The organism is Pseudaminobacter soli (ex Li et al. 2025), from assembly GCF_029892515.1.
GTDB classification, from domain to species: Bacteria; Pseudomonadota; Alphaproteobacteria; order Rhizobiales; family Rhizobiaceae; genus Pseudaminobacter; species Pseudaminobacter soli_A.
In genome coordinates this window covers 1,927,028-1,943,575 of the sequence record NZ_JARXVF010000001.1, presented here as the reverse complement: position 1 = coordinate 1,943,575, position 16,548 = coordinate 1,927,028, and the positions used below count along the sequence as shown (strand labels likewise).

15 protein-coding genes are annotated in these 16,548 nt (G+C 64.2%); 11 read left to right on the top strand and 4 right to left on the bottom strand.

The genetic code is table 11. The features are described from left to right. Positions 1-32: 32 nt before the first annotated feature. Positions 33-818 (bottom strand): IclR family transcriptional regulator, encoded by a 786-nt coding sequence (locus tag M2281_RS09265; protein ID WP_280820765.1) that lies wholly within the window; start codon positions 816-818, stop codon positions 33-35. A 237-nt stretch (positions 819-1,055) separates the two neighbouring features. Between M2281_RS09265 and M2281_RS09260 the strand changes: the two genes are divergently transcribed. The 10 genes from M2281_RS09260 to M2281_RS09215 all read left to right on the top strand — a co-directional run bounded on the left by M2281_RS09260 (position 1,056) and on the right by M2281_RS09215 (position 12,030). Then, entirely contained in the window at positions 1,056-2,246 is a 1,191-nt protein-coding gene (locus M2281_RS09260; protein ID WP_280821165.1) for an ABC transporter substrate-binding protein, read from the top strand. A 188-nt stretch (positions 2,247-2,434) separates the two neighbouring features. Next, positions 2,435-3,256 carry a carbohydrate ABC transporter permease gene (locus M2281_RS09255; protein WP_342394251.1) on the top strand — a complete coding sequence of 274 codons (822 nt, stop codon included), beginning with the start codon at positions 2,435-2,437 and terminating at the stop codon, positions 3,254-3,256. A gap of 4 nt (positions 3,257-3,260) precedes the next feature. After that, the gene (locus tag M2281_RS09250) at positions 3,261-4,109 is read left to right on the top strand and encodes a carbohydrate ABC transporter permease (protein ID WP_280820763.1); all 849 of its coding nucleotides are present in this window, start codon (positions 3,261-3,263) and stop codon (positions 4,107-4,109) included. Between the two features lie 4 nt (positions 4,110-4,113). Beyond that, positions 4,114-5,490 (top strand): alpha-glucosidase/alpha-galactosidase, encoded by a 1,377-nt coding sequence (locus M2281_RS09245; RefSeq protein ID WP_280820762.1) that lies wholly within the window; start codon positions 4,114-4,116, stop codon positions 5,488-5,490. An 81-nt stretch (positions 5,491-5,571) separates the two neighbouring features. After that, positions 5,572-6,339: an SDR family NAD(P)-dependent oxidoreductase gene (locus M2281_RS09240; RefSeq protein WP_280820761.1), complete on the top strand. Its 768-nt coding sequence runs from the start codon at positions 5,572-5,574 to the stop codon at positions 6,337-6,339. After that, positions 6,336-7,283, top strand: coding sequence for a 2-dehydro-3-deoxygalactonokinase (locus M2281_RS09235; protein WP_280820760.1), 948 nt, complete (start codon positions 6,336-6,338; stop codon positions 7,281-7,283). The genes M2281_RS09240 and M2281_RS09235 overlap by 4 nt, the downstream gene beginning before the upstream one ends. Beyond that, the gene (locus M2281_RS09230) at positions 7,280-7,912 is read left to right on the top strand and encodes a 2-dehydro-3-deoxy-6-phosphogalactonate aldolase (RefSeq protein ID WP_280820759.1); all 633 of its coding nucleotides are present in this window, start codon (positions 7,280-7,282) and stop codon (positions 7,910-7,912) included. Before M2281_RS09235 ends, M2281_RS09230 begins: the two co-directional genes overlap by 4 nt. Continuing rightward, positions 7,913-8,788 (top strand): SMP-30/gluconolactonase/LRE family protein, encoded by an 876-nt coding sequence (locus M2281_RS09225; RefSeq protein ID WP_280820758.1) that lies wholly within the window; start codon positions 7,913-7,915, stop codon positions 8,786-8,788. It begins immediately after the preceding gene. A gap of 11 nt (positions 8,789-8,799) precedes the next feature. Then, positions 8,800-10,773, top strand: a complete 1,974-nt coding sequence (locus tag M2281_RS09220; protein ID WP_280820757.1) for a beta-galactosidase — start codon at positions 8,800-8,802, stop codon at positions 10,771-10,773. Between the two features lie 168 nt (positions 10,774-10,941). Then, positions 10,942-12,030, top strand: coding sequence for a D-alanine:D-lactate ligase-like protein (locus tag M2281_RS09215; RefSeq protein WP_280820756.1), 1,089 nt, complete (start codon positions 10,942-10,944; stop codon positions 12,028-12,030). Here M2281_RS09215 and M2281_RS09210 read toward each other — a convergent pair. Together M2281_RS09210 and M2281_RS09205 are read right to left on the bottom strand one after the other, a co-directional pair. After that, positions 11,997-12,353, bottom strand: coding sequence for a septal ring lytic transglycosylase RlpA family protein (locus M2281_RS09210; protein ID WP_280821164.1), 357 nt, complete (start codon positions 12,351-12,353; stop codon positions 11,997-11,999). The genes M2281_RS09215 and M2281_RS09210 overlap by 34 nt on opposite strands. 465 nt (positions 12,354-12,818) lie before the next feature. After that, on the bottom strand, positions 12,819-14,063 hold the full coding sequence (locus M2281_RS09205; protein WP_280820755.1) for a TCR/Tet family MFS transporter: 1,245 nt from the start codon (positions 14,061-14,063) through the stop codon (positions 12,819-12,821). 254 nt (positions 14,064-14,317) lie between these two features. Here M2281_RS09205 and M2281_RS09200 point away from each other — a divergent pair, with 254 nt between their 5' ends. Continuing rightward, entirely contained in the window at positions 14,318-15,763 is a 1,446-nt protein-coding gene (locus M2281_RS09200) for an aldehyde dehydrogenase family protein (protein ID WP_280820754.1), read from the top strand. A 58-nt stretch (positions 15,764-15,821) separates the two neighbouring features. On the opposite strand, the gene M2281_RS09195 is transcribed toward M2281_RS09200, so the two are convergent. Then, the gene (locus M2281_RS09195) at positions 15,822-16,532 is read right to left on the bottom strand and encodes an MBL fold metallo-hydrolase (protein WP_280820753.1); all 711 of its coding nucleotides are present in this window, start codon (positions 16,530-16,532) and stop codon (positions 15,822-15,824) included. Between the last annotated feature and the right edge of the window lie 16 nt (positions 16,533-16,548).

Genomic DNA, 16,548 nt, shown 5'->3' with positions numbered 1-16,548 from the left:
TCCCTCCGGTTCTTTGTTCTGTTTCTTCCCTGCTATGCCTTGGGGCCCAGCCGCGCCGCCATGTCCTCCATGATCGCAGCGGCGGTTTCCCTCACCAGCGGCCCCCAGGCGGTCAGCTGCTCCATGCTAATGCGATAGGCCGGCGCGGTGGCCGAAACGCCGGCCACGAAGTCACGGTCGCGCGAATGGATGGGTGCGGCAACGCAGTGGATGCCGACCTCATGCTCCTGCCGGTCGAAGGCGAGGCCTGTTGTCCGGATCTCGGCGATCTCGGTGCGCAGCGCGGCGACGCCCGGCAGCGTGGTTTCGGTGTGGCGCTTGAAGACGATAGAAGAAAGCCGCTTTTCCAGCTCCGCATCGGGCAGAGCCGAGAGCGCCGCTTTGCCAACGCCGGTGCAATAGACCGGCGAGGCATTGCCGATCTGCGAATACATGCGCACCGCCTGCCGGCTCTCGACCTTGTCGAGATAGATCACCTCGACGCCTCTGAGCACGCCCAGATGCACCGTCTCGCCGGTCAACTCGTGCAGGCGTTTCAGATGCGGCTCGGCAATCGCCCGGAACTGGTTGCCCGACCAGGCGCGCGAGGCAAGCTTCAACAGCGTCAGGCCGAGCTCGTAGGAATTGTCGCGCCGGACCGAAAGCAGCCCTTCCTCGATCAGATTGGAAATCTGCCGGTGCAGCGTGCCGCGCGGCTGGTCGACCAGCTTCAACAGATCGGTAAAGCGCAGCGGCTCGGGCGAGGCCGCCACCGCCTCCAGTACGTCGATCGCCTTGCCGAGGGTTCCGGTCCCGGCGTGTTCGTTGGCTGCAGTCATTCTCGGTCCGACAAGCTGATCTCTTGACAAGCGGCAAAGCTAAACAAATAATTCTGAATAGTCAAATTGAGTTCCAAATAATGGAACTTGAGAGGACTGTGCGGGCTTGCCCGTAGGGCTGGCCCGACCCGCGGAGGAGCTTCCGGCAGCCGGAGGTGCGGGGACTGCCAAACCTTGGGAGGAACCATTGCAATGAAAGTCCTGCTGAAATCCGCATTATTTGGCGCGGCCACCGGCATGCTGCTCGCAGCGCCGGTTCTGGCCGGCGAACTGGTCATCAACACCGACACCACCGATCCGGCACCGAAAAAGGCCTTTGAAGATCTGATCAGCGACTTCGAGGCGGCTAATCCGGGCATCAAGGTCAAGTGGAACAATTTCGACCATGAAGGCTACAAGAGCTCGATCCGCAACTTCCTGACCGCCGACGCGCCGGATCTTACCAACTGGTATGCCGGCAACCGCATGGCGCCCTTCGTCAAGGCCGGCCTGTTCGAGGACGTTTCGGACGTCTGGAAGGAAAACGGTCTCGACGACACGCTGAAATCCGCCGCCGCCTCCATGACCATCGACGGCAAGAAATGGGGCGTGCCCTACACCTACTATCAGTGGGGCATCTATTACCGGAAGGACATCTTCGAAAAGCAGGGCATCGCCGTTCCCAAGAACTGGGACGAGCTGAAAGCGGCGTGCGCCAAGCTGAAGGCCGCGGGCATCGCGCCTTTCGCCATCGGTTCCAAGCCGCTGTGGCCGACCGGCGGCTGGTTCGACTATATGGACCTGCGCGTCAACGGCTACGAGTTCCACATGGACCTCACCGCCGGCAAGGTGCCCTACACCGACCCGAAGGTGAAGGCGGTGTTCGCGAAATGGGCCGAGCTGGTCAAGCCGGGCTATTACATCAAGAACCACGCCGCGCTTGAATGGCAGGATGCCGTGCCGCTCTTCGTGCAGGGCAAGGCTGCCATGTATCTGATGGGCAATTTTGCCGTCGACGTCATGAAGAATGGCGGCCTGAAGCCCGAGCAGATCGGCTTCATGCAGTTCCCCGAAATCACGCCCGGACTGCCGATGGCCGAGGACGCCCCGACCGACACGATCCACATCCCCTCGGGCGCCAAGAACAAGGAAGACGCCAAAAAATTCCTGGCCTTCCTCGCCAAGCCCGAGACGCAGACCAAGATGAACGCCACGCTCGGCCAGCTGCCGGTCAACAACAAGTCGGAAAAGCCGAACGACCCGTTCCTCGAACAGGGCTTTACCATGCTGTCCAACGCCTATGCACTCGCCCAGTTCTATGACCGCGACGCATCGGCCGAAATGGCCAAGGCCGGCATGGAAGGGTTCCAGCAGTTCATGGTCAAGCCGGACAATGTCGACAAGATCCTCGACAAGCTCGAGAAGACCCGGGCACGTCTGGCGAAGTGATCCCGAGTTGAACCGAGACGTCCGGGCGGCCTGACCGCCGCCCGGACGTCCTTCGACCTGTAGATGCTGGAGGAAATGCGGTGGCGAATTCGGCGACGATTGCGCTTCCCGAAGTCAGGACGACGAGCTACTGGCGGCGCAATCAGCGCAAGCTCGCGCCGGTGCTGTTCCTGGCGCCGGGCGTGCTGATGTTTCTCGTCTATGTGATTGCGCCGATCTTCCAGTCGATCTGGATCTCTTTCTACGACTGGGACGGCATCGGCGTAAAAACCTGGATCGGCCTCGGAAACTATGTCGAGCTGATCGACGACGACGCCTTCTACACCTCGCTGCAGAACAACATTCTGTGGCTGGTGCTCTACATGCTGGCCGTGCCGGCGGGCCTGTTCATCGCCATCTTCCTCAACCAGACCGTCACCGGCATCCGCATCTACAAGTCGCTGTTTTTCTTCCCCTTCGTCATCAGCCAGGTGGTGGTGGGGCTGATCTTCTCATGGTTCTACGCGCCGGGTTTTGGGCTGTTCTACCTACTTCTGGAAGAACTCACCGGCACGCCCATCGCCATCCTCGCCGACGAGCGCTACGTCACCTACGGCATCATCGCCGCCGGCCTGTGGCCACAGATCGCCTATTGCATGATCCTCTACCTCACCGGCCTCAACAACGTTTCGCCCGACCAGATCGAGGCCGGCCGGCTCGATGGCGCCAGGGGCTGGCGCATGCTCTGGCATGTCATCCTGCCGCAACTGAAGCCGGCTACATTCATCGCCGTGGTCGTCACGGTCATCGGCGCGCTGCGCTCCTTCGACCTTGTCTCGATCATGACCGACGGCGGGCCCTATGGCTCGAGCCGCGTGCTCTCCTTCTACATGTATGAGCAGGCGCTGTCGGAATATGGTTTTCGCATGGGCTATGGCGCGGCGATTGCGGTGGTGCTCTTCGCCATCATGATGGTGTTCATCTCCGGCTTCATCTGGCACATGGTCCGCGACGAACGGTCGGGAGGCTGAGAAGATGTTTCCCACCCCCGTCGAACGCGCCTCACCGATCGTCCGCTACGGCTACCAGATCGCCTTGCCAGTCGCGCTGGTGTTGTGGCTTTTGCCGCTCATCGGCGTTGCCGTCACCTCGCTGAAGCCGACCGGCGACCTCGCGGCCGGCAATTATTTCGGCCTGCCTTCGCACATTGCCTTTGAAAACTATGCCGACGTCTTCCGCAACTCGCTGATCGGCCAGTACATATTGAATTCATTCAAGGTCACGATCCCGACCGTCATCGGCGCCGTGGCCCTGTCGTGCCTCACCGGCTTTGCGCTTGCGGTCTACAATTTCCGCTCCAACTTCATTGTCTTCTTCATGTTCGTGGCCGGCAATTTCGTGCCGTTCCAGATCCTCATGGTGCCGGTGCGCGAGCTGACGCTGAGGCTTGGCATGTACGACACCACGGCCGGACTGGTGTGCTTCCATGTCGCCTTCCAGACCGGCTTCTGCACGCTTTTCATGCGCAATTTCATCAAGGCGCTGCCGCACGAGCTGATCGAGTCCGCGCGCGTCGAGGGCGTCTCGGAGTTCCGCATCTTCTGGTACATCGTGCTGCCGCTGATGCGCCCGGCGATCGCAGCCCTTTCGGTGCTGATCTTCACCTTCATCTGGAACGACTATTTCTGGGCCACCGTGCTGGTGCAGGGCAGCCACGCGCTGCCCGTCACCGCCGGGCTTTATGCGCTGAATGGGCAGTGGATCGCTGCCTGGAACCTTGTCTCGGCCGGCTCCATCGTTGCCGCACTGCCGCCCGTCCTCATGTTCTTCTTGATGCAACGCCATTTCATCGCCGGCCTCACGCTCGGCGCCACCAAGGGCTGACGACATGACCAGAAACCCGAAAATCGCTTTCATCGGCGCCGGCTCCACGGTGTTCATGAAGAACATCATCGGCGACACGCTGCAGCGGCCCGCGCTGGCCGGCGCAACGGTCGCGCTGATGGATATCGACCAGGGGCGGCTGGCCGAGTCCGAGCTTGTGGCCAAGAAGCTCGCGCGCTCGCTCGGCGTGCCGGCGACAATCGAGACCTATACGGACCAGCGCCGCGCGCTGGAAAAGGCCGATTTCGTCGTCGTCGCCTTCCAGATCGGTGGCTACGAGCCGGCTACCGTCATCGATTTCGAGGTGCCGAAGCGTTTCGGCCTGCGTCACACCATCGCCGACACGCTTGGCGTCGGCGGCATCATGCGGGGCCTGCGTACCGTGCCGCACCTGTGGAAGATCTGCGAGGACATGCTCGAGGTCTGCCCCGCCGCGATCCTGCTGCAATATGTGAACCCGATGGCGATCAACACCTGGGCGATCGCGGAAAAATATCCGGCGATCAAACAGGTGGGCCTCTGCCATTCGGTGCAGGGCACGGCCGAGGAACTGGCGCGCGACCTCGACATTCCGGTCGGCGAAATCCGCTACCGCGCCGCCGGTATCAACCACATGGCCTTCTATCTCAATTTCGAACACCGCCAGCCCGACGGCAGCTTTCGCGATCTCTATCCGGCGCTCAGGCGCGGCTATCTCGAAGGCCGCTTCCCCAAGCCCAGCTCATGGAACCCGCGCTGCCCCAACAAGGTGCGCTACGAAACGCTGATGCGGCTCGGCTATTTCGTCACCGAAAGCTCGGAGCATTTCGCCGAATACACGCCCTATTTCATCAAGGACGGCCGCGACGACCTGATCGAGAAATACGGCATCCCGCTCGACGAATATCCAAAACGCTGCATCGAGCAGGTCGAGCGCTGGCACGCACAGGCCGAGGACTACCGTAAGGCCGAGACGATCACCGTACAGCAAAGCCGCGAATACGCTTCCTCGATCATGAATTCGGTGTGGACCGGCGAGCCGTCCGTCATCTACGGCAATGTGCGCAACAATGGCTGCATCACATCTTTGCCGGCTAATTGCGCGGCCGAGGTGCCCTGCCTGGTCGACGACAACGGCATCCAGCCCACCTTCGTCGGTGAGCTTCCGCCCCAGCTCACCGCACTCATCCGCACCAACATCAATGTGCAGGAGCTGACGGTCGCCGCCCTGATGACCGAGAATCCCGAGCACGTCTATCACGCCGCCATGATGGACCCGCACACCGCCGCCGAGCTCGATCTCGAACAGATCTGGGACCTGACTGACCAGCTCATCGCCGCCCATGGCGACTGGCTTCCCGAATGGCTGCGGCCGAGCGGCAAGATAAGGGCGGCATCATGAGACCAACCCTCTTGGCCTTCCTTGCTGCGTCGTGCATTCCATGGCGCAAGGCATAGCGGACGATTTGGGAGGGGACCTGACATGATGCCATCGGCAAAATTTCCAGACCTCGAGGGCGCCTCACTGCTGATCACCGGCGGCGGCTCTGGCATCGGCGCTGCCATTGTCGAGGGTTTTGTCCAGCAAGGCGCGAAGGTCGCTTTCATCGACATTGCGGAGACCGCCAGCGAGGCGCTGTGCGAGCATGTCGAGAAGAAGACCGGCGCGCGGCCGCTGTTCCTCAAGGCCGACCTACGCGATATTGAGGCTCTGCGCGCGGCGGTGACGCGCGCGGCCGAAGCACATGGGCCGGTGACTGTGCTGGTCAACAACGCCGCGCTCGACAACCGCCATGCGGTCGAGAGCGTCACCGCCGACTATTGGGACAACAACCAGTCGATCAATCTCAGGCCGCACTTCTTCACCGCGCAGGCGGTGGCGCCGGGCATGAGGGAGGCGGGCCGTGGCTCGATCATCAACTTCACCTCCACCTCCTTCATGATCAACCACCCCAACATGCCGTCCTACACCACGGCCAAGGCCGGCATTATCGGCCTCACCAAGGGGCTGGCCGGCGAACTCGGCCCGCATGGCATCCGCGTCAACGCCATCGCGCCTGGCTGGGTCATCACCGAGCGCCAGCGCGACCTCTGGGTCACCGACGAGACGCTCGCCACCCATGTCTCGCGCCAATGCATCAAGGAGGTCATGCAACCGGCGGACATGGTCGGCCCATGCCTGTTCCTGGCGTCCGATGCCTCGCGCATGCTGACGGCGCAGACGCTGATCGTCGACGGAGGTTTTTTGTGACATCGCATATCAGCCCGGCGGTCGCGGCGGTCGACTGGGGCACCTCGCATTTCAGGATCTGGCTGCTCGACGCAGCCGGTGCGGTGCTTGCCGAACGGCGCAGCGCCGAGGGGCTTTTGTCGGTGCCCCCGCAGGGATTTGCCGCCATTCTGGAAAACCATCTGGCCGTCCTCCAGGCGCCTGCCGCATTGCCGGTCGTTATCTGTGGCATGGCCGGCTCGCGCCAGGGTTGGGTCGAGGCGCCCTACGCCTCGGCGCCCGTTGCGCTGGGCGAAGTGCTGGCCGGCGCGGTGAGGGTAGCAAGCAGCGCGCGAGAAATCCGTATCGTGCCGGGCATTGCCCAGCACGACCCGGATGCGCCCGACGTGATGCGCGGCGAGGAAACCCAGCTTGCCGGCATCGCCGCGCTTGCCTCGGGCGGCCATCTCGTCTGCATGCCGGGCACGCATTCCAAATGGGTCGAGATGCGCGACGGCGCTGTCGCGGGCTTTTGCACCTGGCTGACCGGCGAACTCTATTCGCTGCTGTCGAGCCAATCGATCCTGCGCCATTCGGTGACCGGCGCCGGTCATGTGTCCCCCGATGCTGCACCGTTTCGCCAGGCCTGTGCGGACGCGCTGGCGCAGGGCGGCGACATTGGCGCCCAGCTCTTCCGCATCCGTGCCGCCGGCCTGCTCGCCGGGCTTTCGGCGCAGGACAGCGCTGCCATGCTCTCCGGCCTGCTGATCGGCGCGGAGGTGGCTTCGGCCACGCGCCGCTTCGCGGCGGCGGACAAAAAACCGGTCACGCTCGTCGGCTCCGCAGCACTTTCGCCGCTCTATCGCGCGGCGCTGGAACTCGCCGGCCACGAGGTGCGCATCGCCGATGGCGACGCCGCCGTGCGCACAGGCCTCTTTGCCGCCGCACGGCATCTCGGCATGATCGAAAGCAAGGCAACCGCATGACCAGCATTCCCTTTCCAAAACTGCGGCGCGGCCTTGTCGCCATCCTGCGCGGCCTGAAACCCGACGAGGCGGCGGGAATCGGCAGCGCCATCTTCGAGGCCGGCATCGAGGCCATCGAGGTGCCGCTCAATTCGCCCGAGCCTTTCGTCTCTATCGAAACGCTGGTGCGCCTGTTGCCCGATGCGCTGGTGGGCGCCGGCACCGTGCTCACCCCGCAGGATGTCGACCGCCTGCACGACGCCGGCGGCCGCCTGCTGGTCAGCCCCAACATCGATGCCGAAGTGATGCAGCGGGCAAACCATCACGGCATGATCACCATGCCTGGCGTGTTCACGCCCACCGAGGCGCTGCTGGCGCTACGGCTCGGCGCGTCGGCGCTAAAATTCTTTCCGGCCAGCGTGCTCGGGCCTTCCGGCATTGCCGCCATTCGCGCGGTGCTGCCGGCGGATGCGGTCATTGGCGCGGTGGGTGGCGTCTCGGAGACAAATTTTGCCGATTATCGAAAGGTCGGCGTGCGCACCTTCGGCCTCGGCTCCAGCCTGTTCAAGCCGGGCATGACCTCGGCTATGGTGCGCGAGCGCGCTGAGGCTGCGGTCCGCGCCTATGATGCGGTTTTCGAGGAGGAATGAATGGACGTGGGCGTATCGATCCTGTCGGATCACAACTGCCATCTGGGCGAGGGGCCGACCTACGACCCCGCAACCGACACGCTGTTCTGGTTCGACATTGTCGGCAAGAAGCTGCTCGAAAAGAAGATCGGCGGCGGCGAGACGATCGTCCGCGACCTGCCCGAGATGATGAGCGCGCTGGCGGTCGTCAATGACGGCAACCAGCTTCTGGTCGGCGAAAGCGGGCTCAGCCTGCGCGACGTGAAGACGGGCGCCATCACCTCCTATTTGCCGATCGAGGCCGATAATCCCGTCACTCGTTCCAACGATGCGCGCGTGCATCCCTGCGGCGCCTTCTGGATCGGCACCATGGGCAAGAAGGCCGAGCGTGGTGCGGGCTCGATCTACTGGTTCTTCAAGGGCGAGGTCCGGCGGCTGGTCTCCAACATTTCGATCACCAATTCGATCTGCTTCTCGCCGGACGGCACCGTCGCCTATTACACCGACACTATGGAAAACCTGCTCTATCGCATCCCCTGCGATCCCGACACCGGCCTGCCGATCGGAGAAAAGCAGCTGTTCTTCGATCACAGCGGCCAGCCGGGTGGGCTGGACGGCTCGGTCGTGGATGCCGAAGGCGTTCTGTGGAATGCGCGCTGGGGCGCGGCTTGCCTCGATGCCTATTCGCCCGACGGCCGCCGCATCCGCACCATTTCCCTGCCCACCCGCCAGCCGTCCTGCCCGGCCTTCATCGGCGCGGCTGCCGACCGGTTGGCCGTCACCAGCGCCTGGGAACATATGGACGAGGCGGCGCGCAAGGCCGATCCGCAGGCTGGCATGACCCTGCTGCTCGACCTGCCGGTGAAGGGACGCTTCGAGCCGCGCGTGCTGATCTAGGGAAATTCGCCATGACCACCGGCCAGAAACTCGGCGTTTGCTACTACCCCGAACACTGGCCGCCCGAGCGCTGGGCCATCGATGCGCGCATGATGCGCGAGGCGGGCATTACTCATGTCCGCATTGGCGAATTTGCCTGGTCGCGGCTGGAGCCGGAGCCCGGCCGCTACGATTTCGACTGGCTGGCGCGTGCCATCGACACGCTGCATGGCGAGGGGCTGCAGGTGGTGCTCGGCACGCCCACGGCAACCCCGCCCAAATGGCTGGTCGACAGGATGCCAGACATGCTGGCCGTCGATGCCGAGGGCCGCGTGCGCAAGTTCGGCTCGCGCCGGCACTATTGCTTCAGCCACCGGGGTTACAGGCGCGAATGCGCCCGCATCGTCACCGCCCTTGCCCAGCGCTTCGGTGAACACCCGGCCGTAGTCGCCTGGCAGACCGACAACGAATATGGCTGCCACGATACGGTGGAGAGCTATTCGGCGGCAGCACTTGCCGGTTTTCGCGATTGGCTCTCGCAAAAATACCAGTCGCCCGATGCGCTGAACCGCGCCTGGGGCACGGTGTTCTGGTCGATGGAGTATCGCTCCTTCGACGAGGTCGAGCTGCCCAACCTCACCGTCACCGAGGCCGCGCCCGCCCACCGGCTCGATTTCCGGCGCTATTCGTCAGACCAGGTGGTCAGCTTCAACCGGCTGCAGACCGACATCATCCGCAAGCATTCGCCGGGCCGCACGATCCTGCACAATTTCATGGGCTCGTTCTTGGCGTTCGACCATTTTGCCGTCTCGGCCGATCTCGATGCGGCGTCGTGGGATTCCTATCCGCTCGGCTTCCTCGACCGCGACACCACCGACCCCGAGCGCAAGCAGCGCTACATGCGCGTCGGCGACCCCGATCTGCAGGCTTTCCACCACGACCTTTACCGCGCCTGCGGCCGCGGCCGCTGGTGGGTGATGGAGCAGCAGCCCGGCCCGGTGAACTGGGCGCCGCACAATCCTGCGCCAGCGCCGGGCGCGGTGCGGCTCTGGGCGTGGGAAGCTTTTGCGGCGGGCGCGGAAGTGGTCAGCTATTTCCGCTGGCGCCAGGCGCCCTTCGGGCAGGAGCAGATGCACGAGGCGCTGCTTTTGCCCGACACGACGCCCAACGAGGCCTACCATGTGGTCAGCGCCGTCGCGCGTGAGATCAAGGCGACGGGGGCGAAGGTCGCCACGACGAAAGCGCCGGTGGCGATTGTCTTCGACTATGAAAGTGCCTGGGCGTGGGCGATCCAGCCGCAGGGAAAGTCCTTCGACTATCTGAGGCTGGTGCTGCTGTTCTACCGGGCGCTGCGCGGCCTCGGCGTTTCGGTCGACATCGTGCCGCCGCGGGCTGATGCGGTGCGCGGCTACGGGCTTGTGCTGCTGCCGGGGCTGTTTTCGCTGTCTGCCGACCTTGCCGCTGCGCTCGGCGCGGACGGGCAGGTGGTGCTGGCCGGCCCGCGCACCGGCTCGCGCACGCCCGATTTCCGCATTCCCGACACCCTGCCGCCCGGCGCGGGGTTCCAGGCGCATATGCATATAAAGGTGCGGCGTTCCGAGACGCTTGCGCCGCCCTTCGCGATCGGCATCGACGAGCCGGCCAATGTCTGCGCCTTCGAAACCTGGCGCGAGTTTTTGTCCTTGGGCGAGGGCGTGCGGGTCATCGACACCACGCAGGACGGCGAGGCGGCCTTCTGCTGTGATGCCGTGGAGACCTTCCATTATCTCGCCGGTCAGCCCAACGGGGCCTATGCTGCGCGCGTGGTCGAGTATCTCTGCGGCAAGGCCGGCGTGGCTGTTCACCGCCTGCCGCGCGACATCCGCATCCGCGACAACGGCCCGACGCGCTACATCTTCAACTACGGGCCGGAGCCGATCGACATCAGGCAATGGATCGATGGGCACGCGCTGCTTCTCGGCAGCGAGATCCTGGAGCCCTGCGGCGTGGCAGCTTTCGTGCGTTAGGCGAAGTAGAGACTATTGGCATCCTGGAGCCGATGTCGCGCCAGCGCTTGGCCAAGGTCGATCTCCCGCAAAGCACGAAAGGTTTTGGCAAGCATCATGCGGGAGACAATGGAGATGGAGCCAAGTCCGGTCTGCCGGATTAACCAGGCTCCGGAGGAGTGGAATAAAATGCCAGACCAGTCGTCAACGCTGCTTTTCGTCTATGAGCCCGAGCGGGCTTGCTTCGACCGGCTGGTTGCCAATGGCTGTTCGCCCACCCGCGCCGCTGAAGTCGCCTCCTATCTTGCCCAGTCGACCGACATTGCGCCCGAATTCGACGCCATGGCGCAGGCCTGCGCCCGGCGCGGCCTCCGCTTCGAGCCGGTGGCGCTGGACGATGCACCGCAGGCGCTCGCCGGCCGCGATCCCGAGCGGACGCTGGTCTGGACGATCAGCGACGGCATCGCCTATTTCCGCGGCAGCGCGGGGCCTGCCTTGGCGCGGCTCAACGATCTGCCGACGCTGGGCGCCGACGACTCCCTCTTTGCGCTTTGTCAGGACAAGTTCCGCTCCGGCGCGGTTCTGCGCGCGCTTGGGCTGCCGGTGCCCGAGGCGGGCCTTGCGCGCAATGGCGTGTGGCTGGTCGAGCCGCCGGCTTCACCGTCCGGATACTTCGTCAAGCCGAACCGGCTCGGCGCCAAGATCGGCATTTATTCGGATTCGCGCTGCCATTCGCTGGATCATGCGCTCGATCTCAGCCGCCGCGTCTTTGCCGCCTATCGCGACGACGTCGTGGTGCAGCCCTATGTGGCCGGGCGCAATGTGCGGGTGAGTTTTCTGGGGCTGGAGCCGGAAACGGGCGTCGAGGCGCTCGGCATCTTCTTCGTCGATTCAGGCGGCGACTTCCAGACGATGGAGGACAGCCTGGCGCTCTATGGCGACACCGGCGCCGAGGCGAAGGCGACAGGCGCCTATGCCGAGCCGGAACTGGTGCCGGTGGCCGCCGGCCAGCCGCGCGCCGCCGAACGCATCAGCGCCATCGCAGGCCGGCTCATGCAGGCGCTTGCCCTGCGCGACGTCTTTTCGATGGATTTCCGGGTGGAGGCGAACGACACCGTCCACCTCATCGAGTTCGAGGTCTGCCCCGGCCTGCCGTGCTTTGATTTCCGAGCTTATTGCAAGGCGCAATGGGGACTTGGGCTGGCCGAGGCGATCGCCGAAACGGCGTCGAACAGATTGAATTCTCAGCTCTCGCGGGCCAGGCAGATGGCGGTCTGACCCGAACTGACGAAGCCGAGCTTCGCGGCTGCGCCCTTTGAAAGGTCGAGCACGCGGCCTTTTACGAAGGGTCCGCGATCATTGATGCGCACGATGACGCTGCGGCCGTTGCTCTGATTGGTGACGCGCACCTTGCTGCCGAGTGGCAGGGTGCGGTGGGCTGCGGTCATGGCCGAGGGGTTCATGCGCTCGCCTGACGCCGTCTTGGAGGTGAGGGCGTACCAGGAGGCGCGGCCGCACTGGGCCGAGGCGGTTACGGTAGAGGCGGCAATCATCAGGCCGGCCGTCACCGCGACCGCGGAGATCGCAGTCTGAAAATTCATCATCTTTCGGTTAGGCTCCGTTAATCGGTGCCGAAGCGGGTACGGGCGAAATGGGGCGGCAAATGCGGCAGACTACTGGCGGTTCCATGGCCGCGAGACAACTTTGGAGTCACTTGGAAACAGTTTGTCAGGCGGCTGCGCGGATTCGTGTCACCGCAGAACCTACGGGATTAACCTTACATTAACCTACTAGCTTATTCGGATATGCTTGTCCGGTGACGCCGTACCCGGCTAAGCCGTCGGTCGTAGATTGACCCGTCCACGATCCGGGTTGCCCCCCGAAAGGCGGAGGGAAAGACCCCGGCCGTACCGCGTCCAGCTGTGCCGCGCGGCAGATCTGGCGCGTCAAAGGACCCCGTAACATTTTGAGTCGACGCGTAATCGATCTCGATTTTGAGGTGTTGCGCTGGGTGCGCATGAGGTTGGCGGCGTCACGCGCCGCCGGGTGACGCCCCAAAAAGGGCGTCAGGACAACGCTTCTTCCTCGCGCCGGCTTGCCTGCCGCGCCACCACCCAGCCGATCAGCGCCGCACACAGGAGCACGAAGGAGGCAATCAGGAAGGCGGCACCCGGATAGGGCAGCCACGACCCTTCTCGCAGGGTGAAGGCATAGACCGCGCCGAAGAACAGCGGCGAGACCACGCCGGCCACGCTGGCCACGCTCATATTGGCGCCCTGCAGCTGGCCCTGCTCGGATTCCGAGACGCGCTGGGTCATCAGCGATTGCAGGGTCGGCATGGCCAGGCCCCAGAGCGCGTTGGGGAACATTGCGAGCGTGAACAACAGGCCCGTCGACGCGAGCCCCATCCAGGCGATGCCGATGGCGCCGCCGAACAGGCCGAGCACCATGGTGGCGCGGTCGCCGAAACGTTTTGCCATCGGTCCGACCAACAGGCCCTGCACCGTCATGTCGAGCACGCCGACCATCGCCAGCAGCACGCCCACTTCCCAGGCATGCCAGTTGAAGCGGTAGGCGGCATAGAGCACGAACACGGCCGAGAACACGTGATGGGCGAAGTGCAGCAGGAAGGTCACGATTGCCAGGCCCGTGAGTTCGGCGTGCGAGCGCAACAGCATCATCGCGCCGAACGGGTTGGCGCGCTTCCAGGAGAAGGTCATGCGCTTTTCCGGCACAAGCGACTCCGGCAGCACGAACAGCCCGTAAAGGAAGGCAATGCCGCTCATCGCCGCCGCGAACCAGAACGGCGCGCGCGGCGAGATCTCTCCCAGCACGCCGCCCAGAAGCGGTCCGGCCACGAAGCCGGCGCTGAAGGCAGCACCTATCAGCCCGTAGCCGCGCGCGCGGTCCTCGGGCGGGGTGATGTCGGCCATATAGGCAAAGACCGTGGTGAAGCTCGACGAGGTGATGCCGGCGACGATGCGCCCCAGCGCCAGCCACCAAAGGTTCGGCGCCAGCGCCATCAGCACATAGTCGGCCGCCAGGCCCACCGTCGAAAGCAGGATCACCGGGCGGCGGCCATAGCGGTCGGACAGCGAGCCGATCACCGGCGAGGCGACGAACTGCATGCCGGCCCACAGCGCCACGAACACGCCGTTGATCCAGCCCGCCTCGGCATTCGAGCCGGCGAATTCCTCGATCAGCGACGGCAGCACCGGAATGATGATGCCCATTGCCACGATGTCGAGAATGGCGGTCACGAGGATGAAGGCGATGGCCGCCTTGCGGCGGGAACCGGAGAGAATGGACATGGCGGTCGCTCGTTTTCGAGGGGAGCGGACTTATACAGGCAGTTTTGGGCAACGCAATCCCAAGATGAAAACTATCCTGACAACCACCCGGCAGGATTGCTTGCCGCTGGTCCAGTCATTTTCCCGTCGCGCCCGGTTTGAACGGCCACGTCTTCATTGCTACTTATGAAGCACCAATCTTGTCGTAATCATCGCGGAAAGACGGGCGGCAAAGCGCTACGTCTGCCAAGACTGCCGTTGCAAAGGAGAGCTTCATGCTGCGCAAGACCGATTTCTTCATCGACGGACGCTGGACCGCGCCGATCACGCCCAAGGAGCTGGAGGTCATCAATCCGGCAGACGAGCAGCCTTTCGCCGTCATCTCGCTGGGCTCGGCCGCCGATGTCGACAAGGCCGTCGCCGCCGCCCGCAAGGCGTTCGAAAGCTGGAGCCGCACCAGCCGCGAGGAGCGCCTGGAATATCTCGAAAAGCTGCTCGCCGCCTACAAGCGCCGCCTGCCCGAGATGTCCGAGGCGATCTCCAGCGAAATGGGCGCGCCCATCAAGCTTGCCACCGAATCCCAGGCTTCCGTCGGCGCCTATCACATCAAGAACTTCATCCGCGAGCTGAAGAACTTCGAATTCGAGCATCAGCTCAGCGAGGTCGCCCCCAACGACCGTATCGTGCATGAGCCGATTGGCGTCTGCGGCCTCATCACGCCGTGGAACTGGCCGATGAACCAGGTGACGCTGAAGGTGGTGCCGGCCATCGCCGCCGGTTGCACCGTGGTGCTGAAGCCGTCCGAAATCGCGCCGATGTCGTCGATGCTCTTTGCCGAGATCATGGAAGAGGCCGGCTTCCCGGCCGGCGTGTTCAACCTCGTCAATGGCGATGGCCCGACCGTGGGCGAAGCCATGTCGCGCCATCCCGGCATCGATATGATGTCCTTCACCGGCTCGACCCGCGCCGGCGTTGCCGTCACCAAGGCGGCGTCCGAAACGGTCAAGCGCGTGACGCTGGAGCTCGGCGGCAAGTCGCCCAACATCGTCTTTGCCGACACCGACGTCTCGGCCGCGGTCAAGCGCGGCGTGGCGCACTGCTTCGAAAACACCGGCCAGTCCTGCAATGCGCCCACGCGCATGCTGGTCGAGCGCTCGATCTATGACCAGGCGGTCGAAGTGGCCCGTGAGGCTGCCGAAGAGACCCGCGTCGGCAATCCGGCTGACGATGGCGACCACATCGGCCCCGTCATTTCGGCCATGCAGTTCGACAAGATCCAGGGCCTGATCGATGTCGGCATCAAGGAAGGCGCGCGCCTCGTCGCCGGCGGCACCGGCCGTCCGGAAGGCTTCAATCGCGGCTACTTCGTGCGTCCGACCATCTTCGCCGATGTGTCGAACGACATGCGCATCGCTCAGGAAGAAGTGTTCGGCCCGGTTCTGGCGATGATCCCCTTCGATACCGAGGAAGAGGCTATCGCGATCGCCAACGACACGCCCTACGGCCTGTCGGGCTACATCCAGACCGACAGCCAGGAACGCGCCCACCGTGTGGCGCGCCGCCTGCGCTCGGGCATGGTGCAGCTCAACGGCGCCTCGCGCGGCCCCGGCAGCCCCTTCGGCGGCTACAAGCAGTCGGGCCTCGGCCGCGAGGGCGGCAAGTGGGGCCTCGAAGATTTTCTCGAGGTCAAGTCCATCGCCGGCTGGAACACCGGCGCGTAAGCCTTCTGGCGATACGACGGAAAATGCCCCGCTCGCCGGGGCATTTTTTTGGGGGGCGCTACTTGGCTAGATACTCGTCGATGATTTCGCGCATCCGCTTGGCATCGAAGCTCGGGCCATGCCCGCCATGGCCGATGCTGATCGGCAGCGTCTTCAGCCGCTCCATGGTCTGCCGGTAGACGGCCTTGTCCGAACCCGGAATGTCGTCCAGCAGCTCCTCGTCATAGATAGCGTCGCCGCCGAAGAAGACGCCACTCTTTTCGTCGAACAGGCCGATGCCGTCTGGCGAGTGGCCGGGCAGTTCCAGCACAGTAAAACTACGGTCGCCAAGGTCGATGACGTCGCCTTCGTCCAGGATGCGCGTCAGCGGCGCGGGCGTAAGCCGGTAGTCTGCCGGGACCCAATCGGGATGAGGTAGCCGGCTTACCGGCTCAGCGATTTCGCGATACTCGTCGGCAAAGGTCAGCGCGTCGGGCATGGTGGCAAAAGCTTCGGCCGACTGGCGAGGGCCAAGCCGTTGCTCGAATTCGGCGAGCCCGCCGACATGGTCGAGATGGATATGCGTTGCCAGCGCCAGCACCGGCTTGCCCGGTGTCAGGTCGAGCACGGGCCGGAGCGGCCGCAGGCCCATGCCGGTATCGACGACGAGGTCGACGTCGGCTCCGCGCACCAGCCAGATATTGGCGCTGAAATAGGGGTCGACATAGGGCTCGGTCACCAGCGTAATCTGCCGGTCGATAGGCTGCCTTACGAACCAGTCATCCGACATCGGCGCCCCCTATCTC